Source organism: Pseudomonas sp. NyZ201 (assembly GCF_049860765.1).
Classification (GTDB): Bacteria; Pseudomonadota; Gammaproteobacteria; order Pseudomonadales; family Pseudomonadaceae; genus Aquipseudomonas; species Aquipseudomonas bharatica.
The window spans coordinates 2,443,626-2,464,817 of the sequence record NZ_CP187557.1 but is presented as its reverse complement, the minus strand read 5'-3'; the positions used below and the strand labels follow the sequence as shown (position 1 = coordinate 2,464,817).

Sequence of the window (21,192 nt, the reverse complement as noted above, 5' to 3'; positions counted from 1 at the left end):
CCTCCCCTATAGTCGTTATACAAATTGTAGACACAACCTGATGAGTACAAAAAAGGCTCCCATGAAAGCCACCGCGGCTGTCTCCTCCACCCCTGCCGATGCCTCCCCGGATCGCAAGGCGCTTCTCGCCGAAGCGCTGCGCCGGCGCATCCTGAGCATGGAGCTGGCGCCCGGAGCGGTGGTGGATGAACTGGCGTTGTGCGATGAATTCGGTCTGTCCCGGCCGCCAGTGCGCGAGCTGCTGCGCCAGATCGCCGCCGAAGGCTACATCGAGCTGGAAGCCAACCGCGCCCCGCGGGTCGCGGCCATGAGTCATGAGTCGCTGCGGGCGTTCTTCCTTGCCGCACCGCTGGTGTACATCGCCACCACGCAACTGGCAGCGACCCGCGCCACCGCGAGCGAAATCGAAGAGCTGCGCCGGATCCAGGCCCTGTTCCGCCAGGCGATCCAGGAACAGCACGTGGAAAACCGCGTCATCTACAACGACGAGTTCCATCTCGAGATCGGCAAGATGGCGCGCAACGATTACCTGATGCCGAGCCTGCGCCGTGTACTGATCGACCATGCGCGACTGGGCAAGATTTTCTACCGCCACCCGACCACCGTGGACATGCAGAAGGACCTCGAACTGGCCTGCGACCAGCACGACCTGATCATCGAGGCCATTGCCCGCCATGACGCCGAGGCAGCGGGACAACTGATTCGCGAGCATATGGAACTGTCGCGCCGGCGCATGGCGGAATACGCCGCACCGGAAGGCATGGAGGTATCGCTCGCGCTTTGAAAGGCCCCGGAGCATGAAGATCTAGCGAGGTTTCGCTGGTCATTTCAGCCTGGGTGGCAACACCGGATCAAACAAGAACAGCCAGGTCCCTGAAATGACAAAAGTAACCTCGTTGCCAGCCGACGACAGTTCGTGCGGTTGGTATCACCTGAGCCCGAAGCGCACGCCGCGGCCCGCCCATTCGGGCACCAGCCATGCGCGCTGGGTGGTGCTGGGCGCTGGCTACGTCGGCCTCGCCGCCGCACGCCAGCTCGCGCTGAACTTCCCCGATGAACAGATTCTCCTGGTCGAAGCCCAGGAAGTCGGCTTCGGCACCGCTGGCCGCAACGCCGGCTTCGCCATCGACCTGCCACACGATATCGGCGCCGAGGACTATATCGGCGACATCGGTATCGCCAGGACCTGCCTGCGCCTGAACCTTACCGGCCAGAACTATCTCGCGAACCTGGTCGCCGAACACAGCATCGATGCGCAGATGAAGTTCTGCGGCAAGTACCAGGCCGCCGTGGAAGATCGCGGTATCGCCGTGCTCGACGCCTACCGTCGCGGCCTGGAAAAGCTCGGCCAGCCCTTCGAAGTAATCGAAGGCGCGGACCTGCCCGAGCACATCGGCACGCACTTCTACCGCAAGGCGCTGTTCACCCCCGGCACCGCGCTGATCCAGCCATCGGCCATGGTCAAGGGCCTGGCGCAAAGCCTGCCGGCCAACGTCACGCTCTATGAAAACACTCCGATCCTCGACGTCGAGTACGGCAGCAAGACCGTGCTGCGCCATGCACGCGGCAGCATCAGCGCCGACAAGCTGGTGTTGGCCAACAATGCCTTCGGCGGTCACTTCGGCTTCCTCAAGGGCGCCATGCTGCCGATCTTCACCTACGCCAGCCTGACCCGGCCGATGACCGAACAGGAACAGGCGCGCCTGGGCGGCAAGCCCTACTGGGGCGTGATTCCGGCGGACCCGTTCGGCACCACGGTGCGGCGCACCCCGGACAACCGTCTGCTGATCCGCAACAGCTTCAGCTTCAACCCGGACGGCCGCGCCAATCCCAAGTACCTGCAGCGCTACGTCGCCCGGCACAGGGCGTCGTTCGCCCGGCGCTTCCCGATGCTGCCGGACGTGGGTATCGAATACACCTGGGGCGGCGCCCTGGCCATGTCGCGCAACCACGAGAGCTTTTTCGGCCAGTTGGCGCCGAATGTCTATGGCGCACTGTGCTGCAACGGCCTGGGCGTGACCCGCGGCACTGCCACCGGCAAGTTGCTGGCGGACTGGCTGGCGGGCGAGAAGAACGACCTGATCGACTTCCTCCTGAAGTCCCCCGGCCCAAATGCCAACCCGCCGCAGCCGTTCCTGTCGATTGGCGTCAACGCCAACCTGACCTGGGGCCAGATGCGCGCCGGCAAGGAAAGCTAAGCCCTTGCTCTTGTAGGAGCGTGGCTTGTCGGGACGCCGAACCGCCGCGAAGGACCGCGCAGCGGTGCCAAAGATCGCCCGGCAAGTTGGAGTAAAGAAGTAGCAAAGTGTCGCGCCGGCCAGGCGCCAATCCCCGGACTGAAGTTCCTGTTCAGCGCCGCGGACCTGCTCGGCCGGAAAACAGGTTCGATAGTACAGGAAACAATAATGACAACTTCCAATCAATCCGTTGAAGACGTACCCCTCAATCGCTTCCACCAGTTGCTCACCGCCCGTTCCGGCGGCGGCTCATTCGTCGACGGCTATGTGCTCAGCATCATTGGCGTGGCCATGGTGCAGATGTCCGCAGGCCTGGGCCTGACCGCCTTCTGGCAGGGCATGATCGCCGCCTCGGCGCTGATCGGCATCTTCTTCGGCGGCTTCCTCGGCGGCGCGCTGACCGATCACTTCGGGCGCAAGCGCATCTTCTTCGTCGGCCCTACCCTGTTCATCCTAGGTTCCCTCGCCCAGTTCTGGGTCGAGTCCGGGCCCATCCTGTTCGCCCTGCGCTTTTTGATCGGTGTCGCGGTCGGCATCGAATACCCGGTGGCCACCGCGTTGCTGGTGGAATTCCTGCCGAAGAAATACCGCGGCCCGCGCCTGGCCACCCTGACCATCCTGTGGTTCGCCGGTGCCGCCTTCGCCTATATCGTCGGCCACTTCCTCCTCGCGTCCGGCGACGAAAATGCCTGGCGCCTGGTGCTGGCCAGCCCCGTGGTGATCGGCGCGATCCTCTTCGGCCTGCGCATGGGCACACCGGAGTCGCCCCGCTGGCTGCTGAACAAGGGGCGTGCGGCAGAAGCCGAGACGATCATCAAGCAGGTCTACGGCAAGGCCTTCTCGTTGAAGAACCTGCCGGAGCAGCCAAAGGAACAGAAAGCCTCGCTGCTCAGCCTGCTGCACTCGGGCTACGGCAAACGCATGCTGTTCGTCAGCATGTTCTGGTCGTGCTCGGTGATCCCGGTGTTCGCCGTGTACTCCTTCGCCCCGAAGGTCCTCGAAGCGCTGCACCTCAAAGGTGACTGGGCGTCCTTCGGCTCGGTGGCGATCACTCTGCTGTTCGTGGTCGGCTGCATCATCGCCACCCGTCTGATCAACAGCATGGGCCGGCGCAGCATGCTGATCCACAGCTTCCTCTGGTCCGGCCTGGCCCTGCTCGGCCTGGCGGCCCTGCACGACGGCTCGCCAATGCTGGTCCTGGTGCTGTTCGGTGCCTACGCCCTGTTCATCGGCGGCGCACAAGTGCTGCAACTGGTGTACCCGAACGAGCTGTTCCCTACCGAGATACGCGCCGTCGCGGTCGGCATCGGCACCTCGCTGTCGCGGATCGGCGCTGCGGTCGGCACCTGGCTGGTGCCGATGTCGCTGCAATCCCTGGGCATCGCCCAGACCATGTACGCCGCCGCCATCGTGACCCTGATCGGTTTGCTCTTCGCCTGGGCCCTGGCCCCGGAAACCCGTTCCCTGACTCTGCAACAAGCCGCCTCGCTGAACTGAGCGCGGTCTGACATTCCTTGCGTCCCACTGGAGAGAAAAGCATGAAATTCGCTGGTATCTACACCCCCGCCGTGACCCCGCTGAACGCCGACGGCAGCATCGACAAGGCCGGCTTCGCCGCCGTCCTCGACTACCTGGTGGAATCGAAGATCCACGGCATCATCATCGGCGGCTCGACCGGCGAGTACTACGCCCACACCGCCCAGGAGCGCATCGACCTGGCCGCCCAGGCCAAGGACGTGATCAACGGCCGCCTGCCGCTGATCATCGGGACCGGCGCGATCCGTACCGAAGACTCGGTGGCCTTCGCCAAGCATGCCAGGGAAATCAAGGCTGACGCGCTGCTGGTTGGCACCCCGCCCTACGCGTTGCCGACCCAGCAGGAAATCGCCGTGCACGTCAAAGCCGTGGACGCAGCAGCCGACCTGCCGATCATGCTCTACAACTACCCGGGCCGCATGAGCGTGAGCATGGGCCCTGAGTTCTTCGATGCCGTGGCCGATGTGAAGAACATCGTCGCCATCAAGGAAAGCTCGGGCGACATGAACCAGCTGCACCGCCTGGCCACAAAGTACCCGCACATCTCCCTGTCCTGTGGCTGGGACGACCAGGCCCTAGAATTCTTCGCCTGGGGTGCACAGAGCTGGGTCTGCGCCGGCTCCAACTTCATCCCGCACGAGCACGTGGCCTTGTACGAAGCCTGCGTGATCGAGAAGGACTTCAACAAAGGCCGACGCATCATGGCGGAGATGATGCCGCTGATGGACTTCCTCGAAGGCGGCAAGTTCGTCCAGTCGATCAAGCATGGCGTCAGCCTCAACGGCCTGAGCACCGGTGGCGTGCGCGCACCGCTGCAAGGCCTGGACGCTGTCGAGCAGGCCGAGCTGAGCAATGTGGTCGCCACCCTGAAGCGCAACATCGCCGCAATCGTCGAGGGCAAATGACATGGCCGAACTGCTGAGCAAAGCCGAATACCAGGCCCTGGCTGCCAAGCTGCAGCCGCGCAACCAGGCCTTCATCGACGGCGAATTCCGCGACGCGATCAGCGGACGCACCTTCGTCACCACCAACCCGGCCACCGGCGAGAAGCTCGCTGAAGTGGCGGCCTGTGATGTGCAGGACGTCAACGTCGCCGTCGCCGCCGCCAAGGCGGCCTTCGAAGACGGTCGCTGGAGCGCGCTGACCCCGGGCGCGCGGAAAAAGGTCCTGCTGAAGTTCGCCCGGTTGCTGGAAGACAACGCCCATGAACTGGCGGTACTGGAAGCCCTGGACAGCGGCAAGCCGGTCAGCGAATGCCAGAACGTCGACGTACCGGAGACCATCCACACCCTGCGCTGGCACGCCGAGCTGATCGACAAGATCTACGACGCCACCGCCCCGACCGGTTCCGCTGCGGTGACCATGGTCGTACGCGAGGCGATCGGTGTTGTCGGCCTGGTCCTGCCGTGGAACTTCCCGCTGCTGATGCTGGCCTGGAAGATCGGCCCGTCCCTGGCCGCCGGTTGCTCCATCGTGGTCAAGCCGGCCAAGGAAACCACCCTCACCGCCCTGCGCGTGGCCGAACTGGCCCACGAGGCCGGCATCCCGGCCGGCGTGTTCAATATCGTACCTGGCGGCGGCCGTGAGGCCGGCGAAGCCATAGGTCGGCATATGGACGTAGCCATGGTCAGCTTCACCGGTTCTACGGATACCGGTCGCCTGTTCCTCAAGTACGCTTCCGAATCCAACCTCAAGCGCGTGGTCCTGGAGCTGGGTGGCAAGAACCCGGCCGTGGTCATGAACGACTGCGAGGACCTCGACTCCGTGGCCCAGTTCGTCACCGCCGGTGCCTTCTGGAACATGGGCGAGAACTGCTCCGCGTCGTCGCGCCTGATCGTGCACAAGGATGTGAAGGACGAGCTGCTGAGCCTGATCTCCAAGCACGTCAAGGACTGGAAACTCGGCGATCCGCTGGACCCGGACAACCGTCTCGGTGCCATGGTCAGCAAGGCGCACTTCGAGAAGGTCCGTTCCTACCTGGAGTACGCCGCCGAGCAGAAACTCGCCGTGGCCCTGGGTGGCGAGACCCAGGACGGCGTGTTCGTGCAGCCGACCATCATCGATGGCGTGGCCCGCGACAGCCGCCTGTTCGTCGAAGAAATCTTCGGCCCGGTACTGAGCGTGACCACCTTCGAAACCCTCGATGAAGCCATCGAACTGGCCAACGACACCATCTACGGCCTGGCGGCTTCGGCCTACACCGGCAGCCTGCGCAATGCCCTGCGCCTGTCGCGGGAAATCCGCGCTGGCGTGGTCACGGTCAACTGCTTCGGCGAAGGCGATGCCTCGACGCCGTTCGGAGGCTACAAGGAGTCCGGATTTGGCGGTCGCGACAAGTCGATCTGGGCCCATGATCAGTACACGGAGCTGAAAACCATCTGGATCGACGCTTCGTGAGCTGAAAACCGGGTGCTGTTCTGACGGAGTTCGGTACCCGACCCGGCCACCGCCCCACGCAGGCGGTGGCCCCCCCCGTTTCCTTTCGCAGTACGGCGAACGAGCAGCACGGCCCGTGCAGGCCACTACAACGCTGCGGCGCCGACGGTTCCTGGATTTCGACCAGGCGGCCACCCAATCCAACTACCCAAAAACCCGTCCGCACGACCGCCGCAGAGCGCTCGCGTGCGAACACATGCACAGACTTTTCTACTGCCCATGCTCGCTTCGAACGTTTCAACCCATGGTTCCACCCTCGGTCACCGCAATGCGCTGATCGTGGCCCATATCGCCGCCGTGCTGTTCGGCCTGACCGGCATTCTCGGCGCCCTTATCCACTCGTCCGCCTCGGTCATCACCTTCGGTCGCGCGGCCTTTGCCGTGCTCGCCCTGGGTGCGGTGGCGCAACTGCAGAAACGTGGCGTGTTCCATCGCCTGAACACGCGCAAGTTCGCGGTCATGGCCCTGAGCGGGGTGATGCTGACCTCGCACTGGGTGAGTTTCTTCATTGCCATCAAGGTTGGTGGCGTGGCCGTGGCGACCCTCGGTTTCGCCAGCTTCCCGGCCTTTATCGCGATCCTCGACCTGTTGGTGTTCCGGGAGCGCATTCGTGCTGCCGAAGGCCTGCTGTTGCTGCTGGTCAGCCTCGGCCTGGTGCTGGTGGTGCCGTCCTTCGACCTGCTTGACCAGGGTACGGTCGGCTTGCTCTGGGGCCTGGGCTCGGGCCTGTCCTTCGCCCTGCTGGCGATCATCAACCGCCGCGGCCTGCAAGGAATGAATGCGGTGCAGGTGGCGTTCTGGCAGAACCTCACGGTGGCCGTACTGGTCGCGCCGTTCGCCTTCGACACCTTGCTGGTGCAGGGACTGAGTCACAGCGACTGGCTGTACCTGGCGCTCCTCGGGATCTTCTGCACCGGGCTGTCCCAATACCTGTTCGTCAAGAGCCTGGAAGGGCTGGAGGCGCGCAGCGCGGGGATGATCATCGCGCTGGAGCCGGTGTATGCGATCGCCTGTGCCTGGTGGCTGTTCGGTGAACAGCCGTCGCTGCGGATGGTGGCGGGTGCGGCGTTGATCATCCTGGCCACAGTGCTGTCGGCCTGGGGGAAAATGACGGCGGAGCAGGTGCACTGAGCCGCCCCTGAAGCCTGTAGAGAACCCTGTGGGAGCTGCGGTTCGGCGACCCGACTTGCCAGCGATTTGGCCTGAGCTGACAACCTCTTTGTCATTGCCGGCTTCATCGCTGGAAAGCCAGTCCCCTACAGGAATGCGATTTCAGCGCGATGGCGTTATTTCTTGATTTTGGCCCCGGAAATGAATTTTTATTCCGCGCTCGCCTTCATTGAGAAAATCCGCCGTGGCGGACGACCCGGTCAACTGCCCCTGACGCAGCATCAACACAAGGATGCCCATGAGCTCGAAACACAACCCCACCAAGACAAACTACTTCGACCGGGCCTATGCCTACCTGCTTTCTTTCGACGAAATCTCAGAAGAAACAATCGATACCCATCTGCACTATTGGAAAACCAGCAAGCCGAAGAACCTGAAGCAATTGTTCAAGACCCTGTTGAACCATGTGAAGAATCGCCAGAGCATGCCTAATACGATTGGCGACATTGAAAAGCTCAAGGAGATACTCTTCAACTTCGACCCGCACAAGGTTCGCAAAAGCTATGGTAGCTGGGAAGAGATATTCGACATCGTCGAGTCGACGCGGCTGACAGAGACTCGCCTTAACAGAACGGAAAGCAAGAGCCACTGGGTCATCTACTGCAAGGCCATCCTCTCCGTTGCAGACTTCCTGCGTCCTTACAGGACCATTGATGACTACCAGCGCTTCGTCGACGGTTTCCTGACCAATGAATATTCCCGACTGGCCTTGCCCTTGCTTCTGAAAGAAGAGATATTCGGCTTCGGCTTCGCCCTTGCCTGCGACTTCCTTAAGGAAACCGGCAATTCGGAATTCCTAAAGCCGGATACGCATATCAACGATATTGCCCGGGGCCTGGGCATCACAACCTCCACCACGAATTACGGAGTTTTCAAGGACGTCGAAGCGTATTGCAAGGCCATCGGAAGGCCACCTTATGAAGTTGACAAGCTGTTCTGGCTGGTGGGAAGTGGAAAGTTCTACCTTTCCGGAATCACCATTCATTCGTCCAAACATGAATTCATTCGTCTGAATACCTAGTCCGCGCCTTGCCTCTGCAAAAGCGTCAAAGAAGCTGCGGCAACGACTGGGCGATCAGCATTACCCCGGCAAGAGCCAACAGCCCCAGCACCACGCGCCGAAACGCGATATCGCTGATATGCCGGTACAGGCGCACCCCAAGCAGGGTCGGCAGCAGTACCGCGAGAATCACCAGCGGGAACAGGCCCAGGGCTTCGGCGGTAATGGTGCCGGCCACCAGGTAGGTGAGCATGGTCAGTAACTGCATGGCCAGGTTGAAGCCCTGGATCACCGAACGCTGGGTATCCCGGTCCCAGCCCTTGAGCACCGCCCACAGCGCCGTGGCCGGGCCGGTCAGGCCGCCGAGGCCGCCCATCACGCCGCCAACCATGCCGACCAGCGCGTCTGCCCCGGCACCGCCGCTGCGAACCCGTGGCAGGCGGGAGGAGAACAGCATCAGCGGGCACCACAGGGCGAGGACGACGCCTACCAGCAAGCGGAACAGCAGCGGGTCGATCTGGTGCAGCAGCAGTACGCCCACGGGAACGCCGAGCAGGCCACCGATCACCATCGGCAGCAGGTGTTCGCGCTTCAGGCCACGGCGCAGGGTGCGGGCAGCGAGCAACTGGCCGGTGAGCGAGCCGCAGACTACCAGCGGCCCGGTCAATCCCGGCGGTACGGCCCAGGCCCACACGGCCATGGCCACCAGGCCGAAGTTGGAGCCGGACAGGCCCTGGACGAAGCCGGCGAGGATGGCGCCGAAGATGATGATGAGCCAGAGGGAGTCCATGGAATACTCGAATGTGCAAAAGCAAAGGAGGATAAGCCCGTGGTGATAGCCGTTAAAGGTCCAATCGTGGGGCATGCAAGGGCCATTCAAAGGACCATGCGAACTGGTAGGACGAGCTCCAAGCCTTATAGTCAGTCGCCACAAACTGCATCTCTCGGTATGGTGGCCGCTTTGGACGCCCGGTGACGCTGGCAGTCCGGTATTTGCACAAGCGAAAGGAGCAGTGCGTGTGGGATTGGGGAAACAGGATGGAAATGGCAAGAAAGGTGAAAGCAGAACGGAAGCGATACTGCTCGACCGATTCTGGGTATTGCGACGCTCGGTGGATGTCGATGGTGCGGACTTCCTGGTCCAGACCGCGTTCGACTCCCTAGAGGAACTGAGGCGCAATTCCAGGAGGATCCAGGCGTTTGGAATCGTGCAGGCCAAGTTCTTCGAAGGCCAGAACCAAGTAAGGATTCATAAAAGCTACGTGCTGGACAAGACGGAGCCAAGGACGGACTTCTTCTGCCTCATCCATACCGACGACAGCAGCGGCCAGCACGCACATTACTTCTTTACCGCCAGCGATATCGTCAGTGCACTGCAGGAAACCCGATGCGGTGAATACTATGCATTCAAACTGACCGGCAAACGTGCGTACACGAACTACCTTAACCGGCCTGGCAGGGACATCCTGAACACGATCCAGGAGTGCATGAAGCACACGGAACGCGAGCGCAACAGGGCCTTCATCCAGGACGTGTTCGCCACCCATTTCGGCGCCAGCCGACACTTCGACGAGACGCCGGACTTCGAGTATCACCTCAAGGAGCTCGACGGGGTGAAGGTAGTGCTCTGCCGTAACCTCAAGCACCACGAAAGCTACCTTCTGGATACGCGGCGGGATCTGTTCCGTAACCATGGCACCTATAGCTGGGGATACGAGGGCACTGGCAGCAAGTTCCTGAGCGCCTGCATCCTGGCTCATCACCTCGATGGCGAGCCGCCGACCGCAGACCAGGTCGAGGCGTTGCTGAAGAACCTCATCGTTCATCTGGCCCAGCATGGCGAACATATGATCACCACCAGCCAGCTGCAAACGGCGCTGGAGCAAGGTATCGATAGAGGTGCGTCATTGCTCGAAAAGGCAGAATACTGGCTGCCGCATCGTCCCGGTGCCAGCCGGATCGCGTTCAAGCTCCTCGGCATCGATGGCAATACCATCCAGATTGTCGATCATCATTGCTGGCAATGGGTTGTCCCCGATGTCGAAGAGACCTTGCTATCGAGGATGAAGCTATTGTTTCGCAGTGGACGCGAGTCGACGGATGTGCTCGAACCGGCTGTGCTGTTGTTGGCCTATCTGCTGCTCGGCCAGGATGGCAAGCCATCGGGGATCACACTTGAAATGGTCATGTACGACAACTGAGCCGCCCCCACAAGTGATACCTGTGGGAGCTGGCTTGCCAGCGATAGGCACGGGTATCTATGCATCTATCGGCATGGAGAGATAGATCTATCTGCGCTAAAGATGTGTAGATACCCATGCAGCGACAGGACCCTCACTGACAACAGCAAATCCGGCTAGGCTGCCCTTCTCGAAATCCCCGAACCTGTGCCCATCGCAAGCCACACCACCCGGTACCCACATGTCCACCTCCTACACCGCCCGCTTCAGCGCCGTCCTCGCCTACATCGATGCCAACCTCGAAGGCGATCTGTCCGTGAAGGCCCTGAGCCAGGTGGCGCACTTCTCGACCTACCACTTCCATCGCCAGTTCAGCGCTTTCGTCGGCGTGCCGGTTGCCCGCTATGTGCAACTGATGCGCCTGCGCCGCGCGGCCCGGCGCTTGGCAGGTCAGGCGGAGTATTCGGTGCTGGAAGCGGCGCTGGATGCCGGGTTCGACAGCCCGGAGGCTTTCAGCCGGGCCTTCCGCCGGGATTTCGGGACCAGCCCCAGCGCCTTTCGCCAGAACCCGGAATGGCAGGTGTGGAATGCGGTGTTCGCCATCCCCCACTTTTCGAGGAACATCAGCATGCAAGTGAAGATCGTCGAGTTCGCCGAAGTCCGCGTCGCCGCCCTGGAACACCTGGGCCCGCCCGGCCTGGTCCAGGACACCGTGCGCCGCTTCATCGACTGGCGGATGCACAGCGGCCAGTCGCCGGTGGCATCGAGCCGCACCTTCGGTATCCCCTTCAATAACCCGGATACCACGCCGCCCGAGGAATTCCGCTTCGCCGTCTGTGGCGAGATCGATGAAGCGGTCAGGCCCAACGACACCGACGTCGCCGAGTTGCGTATCGCCGGTGGCCGCTACGCGGTGGTCCGCCATCACGGCTCGCCGGACCATATCGGCGAAACCATCTACCCGGTCTACCGTGACTGGCTGCCGGGCAGCGGTGAGGAGCTGCGCGACCAGCCGCTGTTCTTCCACTACCTCAGCGTGTTCCCGCAGACCCCGCTGGAGCAATGGCAGACGGATATCTACGTGCCCTTGCAGTAGCGCCGTCAACGGGCGGTCTTGAACCTGGTCCACGCACGCATCCGCGCACGCATGTCCGACTGCGGGATGTCCTTGCCGGGAATCAGGCGGGCGAAGGCGCTTTCATCAGGGTAGATATCCGGGTTGTCGCGCATCTTCGGGTCAACCTGCGGCCGCGCCTTGGCGCTCGACGTCGGGTAACCGGTGAACGTGCTGATCGCCGCCATGTTCTGCGGTCGCATGACGAAGTTGATGAAGGCGTAGGCGTACTCCGGGTGCCGGGCGTCCACCGGGATCGCCATGTTGTCCATCCATACCGTGGTGCCCTCGCGGGGGATGCGGTACTGGAAGCTGGCCGGCTTGCCGGCAGCGTCGGCGGCGCGCTGGGCCTGGGTCATGTCGCCGCTGTAGCCGAGGGACAGGCACAGGTTGCCGTTGACCAGGTCGGTGACCGGCTGCGACTGGAACTTGCGGATATAGGGACGCACTTTCATCAGCAGCTCGCTGGCGGCGGCCAGGTCTTCCGGCCTGGCGCTGCGCGGCTCGCGGCCGAGGTAGTTGAGCACCACCGCCAGCACTTCGTCCGGCGAATCGATCACCGAGATCCCGCAGTCGGCGAATCTGGCCGCGTACTCTGGCTTGAACAGCAGGTCGAGGCTGTTGACCGGGGCGTCGGGCATGCGCTTGCGGATCATCTCGTCATTCCAGGTCAGGCCGATGCTGCCCCAGGTATAGGGCACCGTGGCCGCTGCCGAGTGCGGGTAGTGCTCGCGCAACCGGCGCAGGCCCGGCTCGATATCCGCCAGCGCCTCGATCTTCGCCGGGTCGAGCTTTTGCAGGCTGCCGGCACGCATCAGGCGCTCGGCCACGGTGTCGCCGGGGAAGATCAGGTCGTAGCCGCTGCCGGAGGTCATCAGCTTGGCCTCCAGCACCTCGCTGCTGTCCATCACGTCGTAGATCACCTTGATCCCCGTTTCGGCAGTGAAACGCGCCAGGGTGTCCTCGGCGAAATAATCGGACCAGTTGTACAGGCGCAGCAGCTTGTCCTGGTCGTCGGCCTGGACCGTGCCGAGGCACAGGGACAGGCCGATCACGCTAAGCAGACGTTTCATCTCACACCTCCCGGGCAGGACGCCAGACGCTGGTCGAACCACCGTCGAGGCTGAGCAGGGTGCCGTACATTTCAGGCCGGCGGTCGCGGAAGATGCCCCAGGTCAGGCGCTCTTCGCGCATGGCCGCGAGGTCAAGGGTGCGCATCAGCACGCCGGGTGTTTCGCGGTCGGCCTCGGCCAGCAGCTTGCCCTTGTGGTCGCTGATGAAGGACGAACCGTAGAAATCCATGTGCAGCCCGGGATCACCGGTCGCCACCTCGCGACCGATGCGGTTGGCGGCCACCACCGGCAGCAGGTTGGCCGCGGCATGCCCGCGCATGGTCATCTGCCAGTGATCGCGGGAGTCGAAGGCGGCAGCACCCGGTTCGGAACCGATCGCCGTAGGGAACAGCAGCAGCTCGGCGCCCATCAGCGCCAGGCTGCGCGCGGTTTCCGGGAACCACTGGTCCCAGCAGATGCCGATGCCAAGGCGGCCGAAGGCGGTGTCCCAGACGCGGAAGCCGGTATCGCCGGGGCTGAAGTATTCCTTCTCCTGGTAGCCGACGGCGTTGGGGATATGGGTCTTGCGGTAGACGCCGAGCAGGCGGCCATCGGCGTCGGCCACGCTAAGGGAATTGAAGAAGGCATTGCCGGCTTTCTCGTACCAGCTCAGCGGCAGCACCACGCCCAGTTCCCGGGCCAGCGCAGCGAAACGCTGGAGCACCCGGCTGTGGGCATATTCCTCGGCCAGGGCGAGATGCTTGTGGTCCTGCTCGATGCAGAAATACGGAGTAGCGAACAGCTCCTGCAAGAGGATTACCTGGGCACCCTGGGCGGCGGCGTCGCGTACCAGTTGTTCGGCACGGTCGAGGTTGTCGTTCAGGTCCCAGGTGCACGGCATCTGGATGGTGGCAACGGTGAGAAAGGTCATGCTGCTTCCCTCTTCAATGGCCAGGCCGGTTGTTGCTGGGTGATGCAGTGCACGCCACCGCCGCCATGGGCCAGATGCTCGATGCGCACCGGCACCACTTCACGGTCGGGGAAGGCCCCGGCCAGCACTCGCGCCGCTTCACGATCGGCCTCGATGCCGTAGGCCGGCATGATGATCGCGCCGTTGGCGATGTAGAAATTGGTGTACGAGGCGCAGAACACCTCGGCCTCCGGGTCCACGGCGGCGCTGGCTTCGTACAGGTCGATCAGTTCGAAGCTGCGCCCTTGGGCATCCCGTGCCAGGGATAGGGCACGACGGTTTTCCCGCACCACTTCGGCGTATACCGAATCGCGGTCATGGGTCGCATCCACCAGCAGCACGCCGGGGCGGGCGAAAGCGCAAACGCCATCGACATGGCCGTCGGTCATATCGCCGGTGACGTACTTCGGGTCACCCGGCAGCCAGATGGTTTTCTGCACGCCGAGCAGGCGGGCAAACAGTTCCTCGGCGTCGGCCTTGTCCAGCCCCGGGTTGCGGTTGGGGTTGAGCAGCACCGACTCGGTCGTGACCAGGGTGCCTTCGCCATCGACATGGATGGCCCCGCCTTCGTTGGCCAGCCAGGTGCCAAAGCAGTCCAGGCCCATGCCGTTGAGCACACGCCGGGCCAGGCCTTCGTCCAGGCCATGGGCCGACTTGCCGCCCCAGGCGTTGAAGCGCCAGCTGACGCCAGCCAGGCCGTGCTGCGGGTGGCAGATGAAGGTCGGCCCGGAATCGCGGCACCAGCTGTCGTCCACCGGCTGCTCGATCAACTCGACATTCGTCCCGCACAACCCGGCGGCGCGGGCCCGGGCGCCGGGGGCGACCACCAGTTTCACCGGTTCGAAGCGGGCGATGGCATTGGCGACCCGGGCGAAGTCTTCCTGCACCTGCTCCAGGCGCACGCTCCAGGTGCTCTCCCACAAGGCCCGGTTATGCGGCCAGACCATCCAGGTCGCGGCATGGGGCGCCCACTCTGCGGGCATCGTCCAACCACTGCTTCGATCGCCGTTGCACATCATGCTCAATCCACCTTCAGTTAAGTATTTTTTATGATTGAAATCCGCTGCTGCGGAATGGATGTCATGCTATGGCGCAACCCGAGCGGCAACAAACGATGGATTTAGCCGACAACTGATTAGCAGGACTTATCAATCATGCTCAAACACTGGCCACCCCTGAACGCCCTGCGCGGCTTCGAAGCCGCCGCACGCCTGGGCAGCTTTCACCAGGCGGCGGAGGAACTGCACCTGACCCAATCGGCCATCAGCCAGCAGATCCGCAGCCTGGAAACCTTTCTCGAGCAGCCGCTGTTCCATCGCAGCGGGCGCAGCGTCAGCCTCACGGATGCCGGGCACGACCTGCACAGCACCACCCAGGCCATGCTGCAACAGTTGTCGGTAGGGATTCGCCGCCTCGACCAATACCGCAAGCCCAACCAACTGGTGGTCAACACCACCCCGGCGTTCGCCCGGCACTGGCTGCTGCCACGCCTGGGGGATTTCCATCGGCTGCATCCGCAGGTGGACCTGTGGCTGTTCACCACCTACGAAACACCGGACATGTCCAGCCAGACGGTGGACCTGTGCCTGCGGGACGACCTGGAGCAGCAGGCCGGATGCAGCTACGAAGTTTTGCTGGAAGATCGGCTCTACCCGGCCTGCCACCCCGGGCTGATCGACCAGCCGGCGGCACGGCGCACCACCCTGCACGGCGAACGGGAGATGGACTGGAGTCGCTGGTCGGTGCAGGGCGGCGAGGATGTCGGGCAACGCACCCACGGGCTGAATTTTTCCGATCCGGGCTTGTTGCTGGATGCAGCGTGCGAGGGGCATGGGGTGGCGCTGGTCAGCCAGCTGCTGGCCGCGCGGGCGCTGGAGAAAGGCTTGCTGCAACCGCTGAGCGAGCGGCGGGTAGCGGGTGTCAGTTGGGTTTGCCTGGTGCATCAGGACAGTGAGAAGAGTCCATTGACCCGGTCGTTCATGGGGTGGTTGCGGGCTTGCCTTTAGAAAGGCTGTGCGATCAGCAGGATCACCGTGCCATGGGCAGCGATTGCCGGAATCACACCATAGCGCAGCCTGATCAAGGCGCAGGCCACACCCTCCAGCAGCGTGAACACCAACACCGGCCAGCCCGCCTGGGTGACGGTGAACGCGAGAAATACATGACAGGCGGCAAAGGCCAGCGCACTGCCCAGCGCGGCCCGCAGCGGCGAGCCATGCTGCTCCAGATACCCTTGCAACACCCCGCGGAACAGCACTTCCTCCAGCGCATTGCCGCCATAGGCAAGCAGCAGCAAGCCACCGAGCCAGAGGTTGAAACCGCTGAACCCGCCGCCCTGATACAGGCGCAACGGAAGACCGATGGCACAACCAGCCAACAGCCCGAGGGCCAGCCCCGTGGCGAGATGGCCCTTGCGCCAGACGATCAGTGCCCGGAGCTCCGGTGCCAGTTGCTGCAAGACCGCGATCAATCCCAACGACATCAGCCCCAGCGCAGCGAGCACCAGCGGATTGTCGATGAAGCCGATACGCACCTGGCCGTCCAGCGCCCACAGACCGGTGGGCGTCATGGCATCGCGCAGGAGGATGAAGGTCAGCAGCAGGATGGCGATGCGCAGCCCGGCCTGGGCTTTCGGGGTAAGCGCGAACCACAGCAGGCAGAGGATCAGGCCGGGGGTGATGTGCACGAGGTAAGTGGCAAGGTGGGCGAGTCCGTTCTGGAGCATTGCAGGGGTCCGTCTGCGACTGGGGGGCATAGTTTATCCCAGCCTTCCCGGTCGGTCTTCAGGGCCTCTCGCTGGCAACGCCAGCTCCCACAGGGATGGTGTGCGCCGCGAAATTTGTGGGAGCTGGCGTTGCCAGCGAGAGGCCCTCAGCATCACCAGAGAATCAGGAAGCCAGCGCCAACCCCGCCAGATACCCGAACACCATCCCCGGCCCCAGGGTGATCCCGCCACTGGGGTAATAGCCGCCCATGATGCTGTTCATGTCGTTGCCCACCGCGTGCAGTCCCGGAATCACTTGCCCGTTCCGGTCCAGCACCCGCGCCGCCGCATCGGTCTTCAGCCCGGCGAAGGTGCCGAGGCTGCCCGCCACCAGCCTTACCGCATACAGGCGTCCCTGCAATGGCCGTAACGACGGATTCGGACTGTTCGAGGGGTCTCCCGAGGCCCGGTTGTACGCCGACTGCCCTCGCCCGAAATCCGGGTCATGCCCCAGCCGCGCATGCCGGTTGAAACGCTCGATGGTTGCCTGCAACTGCAGCGGATCCAGCCCGCAGCGCGCGGCCAGCTCCCGCGCATCCCGTCCCTCGCACAGATAGCCGCAACGCCGGTAATACCCCAGCGGAAACGGCCACGGCTTGGCCCAGCCGATACCGAAGCGGCGCTGCGCCTGGTGGTCGCAGATCATCCAGGCCTCGGGCTCCTGCCCTGGCGGCGTGCGCGCGAACAGGTGGTTCATGAAGTCGTGATAACAGTCGGCCTCGTTGGTGAATCGCCGGGCATCCGCGCCCACCGCGATGAAGCCCGGTTTGCCGCGATCCACCAAGTGAGGAAATCGCCCTGGCGGCCCGTTGCGCCGAGGTACCAGCGAAACCGGTGCCCATGCCGCGTCGTGGGCAAGATCGTCACCAACCAGGCCGCCCACGCTTTCCCCAAGCCGCAGGCCATCCCCGCTGTTGTCCAGTGGCGCGGCGCAGTGATGTCGATGTTCGATACGTTGTGCCAGGCGCTGCGGATCATGGGCGAAGCCGCCACAGGCGAGCACCACCCCGCGCCCGGCGAGCACGCGGCGACCGTCCAGTTGCGCCCCGCTCACCCGCTCGCCGTCGCGCAGCAGGCCCAGCACCGGGCTTTGCGTCAGCAACTGCACCTTGCGGTCCAGCGCACTGTGCAACAGCCGCGCCACCAGGGCATTGCCATTGACCAGGTGCATGCCGCGCCGGTAACGCAGCAGGTCCAGGCCATGTCGCCCGAGGCGCGTGCCCACATGCCAAGCGGCCTTGAACGAACGCCGAACATTGAAGAACGCGCCCATGTCGGCACCGCCGGCGATGCCCATGCCGAACAGGCTGACGATATCCAGCGGTGGCCGCAGATGCTCGATCCACCGCCCCAGTCGGCGACCGTCGAAGGGCTGCGCGCACAGCGAACGGCCACCTGAAGCCGAGCCCTCGCCATCACGCATATCCGGCATGGCACTGCCCGGGTAGAACTGCACCGCGGTATGGTTGTGGAAGAACTCGACCATCTCCGCCCCGCGCTGCAGGTACACCCGCTGCTGCTCGCTCAACGAGGATCCATGCACCTGGGCCAGCAGATACCGCTCCGGCGCATCGTCGGTCTCGACCCGCCCCAGCGGATTGCGCGGCACCCACAACCAGCCACCGGACCAGGCACTGGTGCCGCCCAGCCAACGGCTTTTCTCCGCGACGATCACGCTCAGGCCATGACTGGCCGCAGTCACCGCCGCCGCCAGTCCCGAGGCTCCCGAGCCGATCACCAGCACATCGCATTCCAGCGTCTGCATCGGTTGCGAACTCATTTGAGCGGCGAAAAACCGGTGGGCCGCAGCAGCCGCGACTCCAGTTTCAGCACGGCGCCCAGTTCCTTGTTCTTGCGTCCGAACTCGGCCCAGCGCGGATCGGCGGCCATCCTCGCGCGACGTGCGCTGCGATCGTCGAGGCTTTCATAGGCCCAGATATGCACCACCTGGTTGGCCTCGCCGAATTCGGTGGTGAAGAAACCCAGCAACTGGCCGAGGTGCTCGGTCTGCACCGCCAGGGCATCGCTCTGGTACAGCGCCAGCCAGTCGGCCATGCGGGTCGGGCTCAGGGTGTAGGTGCGCAGTTCGTAGTACATGGTCATTTCTCCAGGGTGAGCGAAGGGGTGTGGGCCAGCCGTTCGGCGGCATCGCAGGCAGCGAGCCAGCCGAAGGTCAGGCCGGGGCCAAGGGTGATGCCCGGCCCCGGGTAGGTGCCATCCATCAGCGAATTCATGTCGTTGCCAGCGGCATACAGGCCGGGGATCGGCATGCCGCTGGCATCCAGTACCCGTGCCCGACCGTCGGTGACCAGGCCACGGGCCGAGCCGAGGTCACCGGTGTGCAGGCGGATCGCGTACCAGGGCGCCTGTAGCAACGGCGCGTTGCACGGGTTCGGCTGGTGTCCGGGATCGCCCATGTAGCGGTTGTAGCTATTGCCGCCCTTGCCGAAGGCACGGTCCAGGCCGTCGCGGGCATCGTGGTTGTAGCTGTCAAGGGTGCGGCGCAAGCCTTGCGGATCGATACCGATCCGTGCCGCCAGTTGCTCGGCACTGTCGGCACGCAGCAGGTAGCCGGCGTCGATCAGCGCCTGGTTGTCCACCGGCTTGGGCCGGGCCAGGCCCAGGCCGTACTTGTCCAGGGCCTGGGCATCGCAGACCAGCCAGCATGGCGTGCTGCCCGTGGCGAACATGCGCTGGACGAAATGGTGATAGGAGTCGGACTCGTTGACGAAACGCTCGCCCTTGCGGTTGACCGCGATCACCCCTGGCTTGGCGCGGTCGGTGACCAGGTGGGGAAAGCGTTCGCGCTCGCCGTTCTTGTGGTTGACTTCGGAGACAGGCGCCCAGAAGAAGTTGGCCGCCAGTCCCTGCCCCAGTACCGCGCCGGTCGCCTGGGCCAGGTGCAGGCCGTCGCCGGTGTTGGTCGGCGGCGACATGCTCAGGTGCGCACTACCGGTATCCGGGCGCTGCGCCGCCGCTTGCGGCGCGGCGGCGAAACCACCGGTGGCGCAGACCACGCCGCCACGGGACAGCACGCGATGCTGGCGACCGTCGCGGGTGATAACAGCGCCCACCACGACGCCGTTCTCGACGATCAGTTCCTCGGTACGGCTGTCCAGCCACAGGGTCACGCCATGCTCGAAGGCACTGGTCGCCAGCCTGGCGATCAGCGCGTTGCCCGTGGTCAGCCGGGTACCACGAGGATGGCTGATACGGTCGATGGCATAGCGTCCCATCAGTTTCAGGCAATGCAGCAACGAACGCGGCGAGCGCCGGAAGCTGAGGAAGTGCTGGATATCCACGCGATTGACCATCATCGCGCCGAACAGCAGCATCCCCGCCGGCGGCATCTTCAGGTCGTTGAAATGCGCGCCGAGGCGACGCCCGTCGTACTCCAGAATCTCGAGGGCCCGCCCGCGATCGGTGGCGCCCTCCTCGTCCGGGTAGTAATCCGGCGACAGTGGACGCAGGGCGTACTTGAGCTCGGTATTGGCCTCCAGCCAGTGCAGCGCTTGCCGCCCCTGCTCGATATAGGCCTCCACCAGTTCGGCGTTGTAGCCCGGGCCGATGGTCTTGTGCAGGTAGCGGCGCATGGCTTCGGGGCTGTCCTCGGCCCCGGCGGCACGGGCCTGGTCGGTGCCATGTATCCACACCGCGCCACCCGAGATCGCCGAGGTGCCGCCGAACTGCCCGGCCTTTTCCACCATCAGTACCTTGAGGCCCTTGCGTGCGGCGGTGGCTGCCGCAGCGAAGCCGGCCGCGCCGCTGCCCAGCACGATCAGGTCGAACCGCGCGTCGCCCTCTGGCGGAAAGCGGTTTGCTGTGTTCATCGTGCCGATCCTCACAACTGCAGGGGCGTGACGCCCATGAAATGACCGAGGTTGCCAAGCTGGGCGAAGGCCATCTGTGCACCGGTCTGGACCGCGCAACCGCGTTCGCGGGCGGCGGCAAGCAAGGGGGTGATCTCCGGCGAAGTGACCACATCGGCAACCAGGGTGCTGGCACGCAGGCCTTCCAGCAGCGCCGCAGGCAGCGGCAACTCACCGGTGCCGCCCATGCCTGCCGGGGTGGCGTTGACCAGCAGGTCGAAGCGTTCCAGCGATTCGTAGCCGATCACGATGCGCACCTCGGCGAAGGCCTTGCCCAGCAACCCGGCAAGGCGTTCACACCGGGCGGCGCTGGCATCGGCGAGCACCAGCGAGGCGACCCCGGCCTGGCACAGCGACCAGGCGATGGCGCTGCCTACGCCGCCGGCACCGATCACCAGGGCACGCTTGCCCCGGGCCTGGAAACCGTTGAGGCAGGCCGCATTGAGAAAGCCCTCGCCGTCGACGTTATCGCCCAGCAGGCGGCCATCGGCCTGGCGGCGGATCACGTTTACCGTGCCCAGCGCCGCCGCCCGCTCGCTCACTTCATCGAGACGCCCGGCCAGCACCTGCTTGTAGGGCACGGTGACCACCACACCGCGCAGGTTCTGCCAACCGCGCAGGGTGTCGATAAAGGCGTCGAGGGCCTCTTCGCGGATATCGATGGGCAACATCGCCAGGTCCTGGCGGTTGGCCTGGAACCAGCGGTTGAAGTTTTCCGGGGATTTGACCTGGGTTATGGGCGACCCGACGATCGCCACCAGTTCGGTGGAGCCGTGCAGCATGCTGACCTCCAAAGGATCGGTGTTGTTGTGCTGCAAGGGTGCGGTTCGACGCCGCCAAGGCCAATGGCGCAGATCGTCGTTT

Annotated in this window: 19 protein-coding genes; 10 read left to right on the top strand and 9 right to left on the bottom strand. The window is 64.1% G+C overall.

Translation table 11 applies throughout. From position 1 onward, the window contains the following. Positions 1–61: 61 nt before the first annotated feature. The 7 genes from ACPFMA_RS10980 to ACPFMA_RS10950 all read left to right on the top strand — a co-directional run bounded on the left by ACPFMA_RS10980 (position 62) and on the right by ACPFMA_RS10950 (position 8,400). On the top strand, positions 62–784 hold the full coding sequence (locus ACPFMA_RS10980) for a GntR family transcriptional regulator (RefSeq protein ID WP_425930167.1): 723 nt from the start codon (positions 62–64) through the stop codon (positions 782–784). A 94-nt stretch (positions 785–878) separates the two neighbouring features. After that, positions 879–2,198, top strand: coding sequence for an NAD(P)/FAD-dependent oxidoreductase (locus tag ACPFMA_RS10975; RefSeq protein ID WP_420057192.1), 1,320 nt, complete (start codon positions 879–881; stop codon positions 2,196–2,198). A 207-nt stretch (positions 2,199–2,405) separates the two neighbouring features. Further along, positions 2,406–3,734: an MFS transporter gene (locus tag ACPFMA_RS10970; protein WP_425930166.1), complete on the top strand. Its 1,329-nt coding sequence runs from the start codon at positions 2,406–2,408 to the stop codon at positions 3,732–3,734. A 41-nt stretch (positions 3,735–3,775) separates the two neighbouring features. Then, positions 3,776–4,678 (top strand): dihydrodipicolinate synthase family protein, encoded by a 903-nt coding sequence (locus tag ACPFMA_RS10965; RefSeq protein WP_420057189.1) that lies wholly within the window; start codon positions 3,776–3,778, stop codon positions 4,676–4,678. 1 nt (position 4,679) lies between these two features. Further along, the gene (locus ACPFMA_RS10960) at positions 4,680–6,170 is read left to right on the top strand and encodes an aldehyde dehydrogenase (RefSeq protein ID WP_420057187.1); all 1,491 of its coding nucleotides are present in this window, start codon (positions 4,680–4,682) and stop codon (positions 6,168–6,170) included. A 258-nt stretch (positions 6,171–6,428) separates the two neighbouring features. After that, positions 6,429–7,340, top strand: a complete 912-nt coding sequence (locus ACPFMA_RS10955) for a DMT family transporter (RefSeq protein ID WP_420057185.1) — start codon at positions 6,429–6,431, stop codon at positions 7,338–7,340. Positions 7,341–7,617: 277 nt separating this feature from the next. Further along, positions 7,618–8,400: a hypothetical protein gene (locus tag ACPFMA_RS10950; RefSeq protein WP_425930165.1), complete on the top strand. Its 783-nt coding sequence runs from the start codon at positions 7,618–7,620 to the stop codon at positions 8,398–8,400. A gap of 25 nt (positions 8,401–8,425) precedes the next feature. On the opposite strand, the gene ACPFMA_RS10945 is transcribed toward ACPFMA_RS10950, so the two are convergent. Beyond that, positions 8,426–9,169, bottom strand: coding sequence for a sulfite exporter TauE/SafE family protein (locus ACPFMA_RS10945; RefSeq protein ID WP_425930164.1), 744 nt, complete (start codon positions 9,167–9,169; stop codon positions 8,426–8,428). Between the two features lie 229 nt (positions 9,170–9,398). Here ACPFMA_RS10945 and ACPFMA_RS10940 point away from each other — a divergent pair, with 229 nt between their 5' ends. Beyond that, positions 9,399–10,580: a DUF6166 domain-containing protein gene (locus ACPFMA_RS10940; protein WP_425930163.1), complete on the top strand. Its 1,182-nt coding sequence runs from the start codon at positions 9,399–9,401 to the stop codon at positions 10,578–10,580. Between the two features lie 220 nt (positions 10,581–10,800). Beyond that, on the top strand, positions 10,801–11,655 hold the full coding sequence (locus ACPFMA_RS10935; RefSeq protein WP_425930162.1) for an AraC family transcriptional regulator: 855 nt from the start codon (positions 10,801–10,803) through the stop codon (positions 11,653–11,655). Positions 11,656–11,660: 5 nt separating this feature from the next. Here the strand turns inward: ACPFMA_RS10935 and ACPFMA_RS10930 are convergent, their stop codons facing one another. Genes ACPFMA_RS10930 through ACPFMA_RS10920 form a run of 3 tightly spaced genes read right to left on the bottom strand, consistent with a single transcriptional unit; the run spans position 11,661 to position 14,714 of the window. Beyond that, the gene (locus ACPFMA_RS10930) at positions 11,661–12,746 is read right to left on the bottom strand and encodes an extracellular solute-binding protein (protein WP_425930161.1); all 1,086 of its coding nucleotides are present in this window, start codon (positions 12,744–12,746) and stop codon (positions 11,661–11,663) included. A gap of 1 nt (position 12,747) precedes the next feature. Further along, positions 12,748–13,656 carry an N-carbamoylputrescine amidase gene (gene aguB / locus ACPFMA_RS10925; RefSeq protein ID WP_425930160.1) on the bottom strand — a complete coding sequence of 303 codons (909 nt, stop codon included), beginning with the start codon at positions 13,654–13,656 and terminating at the stop codon, positions 12,748–12,750. Further along, on the bottom strand, positions 13,653–14,714 hold the full coding sequence (locus tag ACPFMA_RS10920; protein ID WP_420057174.1) for an agmatine deiminase family protein: 1,062 nt from the start codon (positions 14,712–14,714) through the stop codon (positions 13,653–13,655). Before ACPFMA_RS10920 ends, aguB begins: the two co-directional genes overlap by 4 nt. A 135-nt stretch (positions 14,715–14,849) precedes the next feature. On the opposite strand from ACPFMA_RS10920, the gene ACPFMA_RS10915 reads away from it, so the two are divergent. Further along, positions 14,850–15,701 (top strand): LysR substrate-binding domain-containing protein, encoded by an 852-nt coding sequence (locus ACPFMA_RS10915; protein WP_425930159.1) that lies wholly within the window; start codon positions 14,850–14,852, stop codon positions 15,699–15,701. Here the strand turns inward: ACPFMA_RS10915 and ACPFMA_RS10910 are convergent. The 5 genes from ACPFMA_RS10910 to ACPFMA_RS10890 form a co-directional block, all read right to left on the bottom strand. Then, positions 15,698–16,420 carry a CPBP family intramembrane glutamic endopeptidase gene (locus ACPFMA_RS10910; protein ID WP_425930158.1) on the bottom strand — a complete coding sequence of 241 codons (723 nt, stop codon included), beginning with the start codon at positions 16,418–16,420 and terminating at the stop codon, positions 15,698–15,700. The genes ACPFMA_RS10915 and ACPFMA_RS10910 overlap by 4 nt on opposite strands. A gap of 163 nt (positions 16,421–16,583) precedes the next feature. Next, positions 16,584–18,224 (bottom strand): FAD-dependent oxidoreductase, encoded by a 1,641-nt coding sequence (locus ACPFMA_RS10905; RefSeq protein ID WP_425930157.1) that lies wholly within the window; start codon positions 18,222–18,224, stop codon positions 16,584–16,586. An 11-nt stretch (positions 18,225–18,235) separates the two neighbouring features. Beyond that, entirely contained in the window at positions 18,236–18,556 is a 321-nt protein-coding gene (locus tag ACPFMA_RS10900) for an NIPSNAP family protein (protein WP_064302795.1), read from the bottom strand. 2 nt (positions 18,557–18,558) lie between these two features. Next, entirely contained in the window at positions 18,559–20,289 is a 1,731-nt protein-coding gene (locus ACPFMA_RS10895) for an FAD-dependent oxidoreductase (protein ID WP_425930156.1), read from the bottom strand. Positions 20,290–20,300: 11 nt separating this feature from the next. Next, a complete protein-coding gene (locus ACPFMA_RS10890; protein ID WP_425930155.1) occupies positions 20,301–21,110 on the bottom strand; it encodes a shikimate dehydrogenase family protein in 810 nt (269 codons plus the stop codon). Between the last annotated feature and the right edge of the window lie 82 nt (positions 21,111–21,192).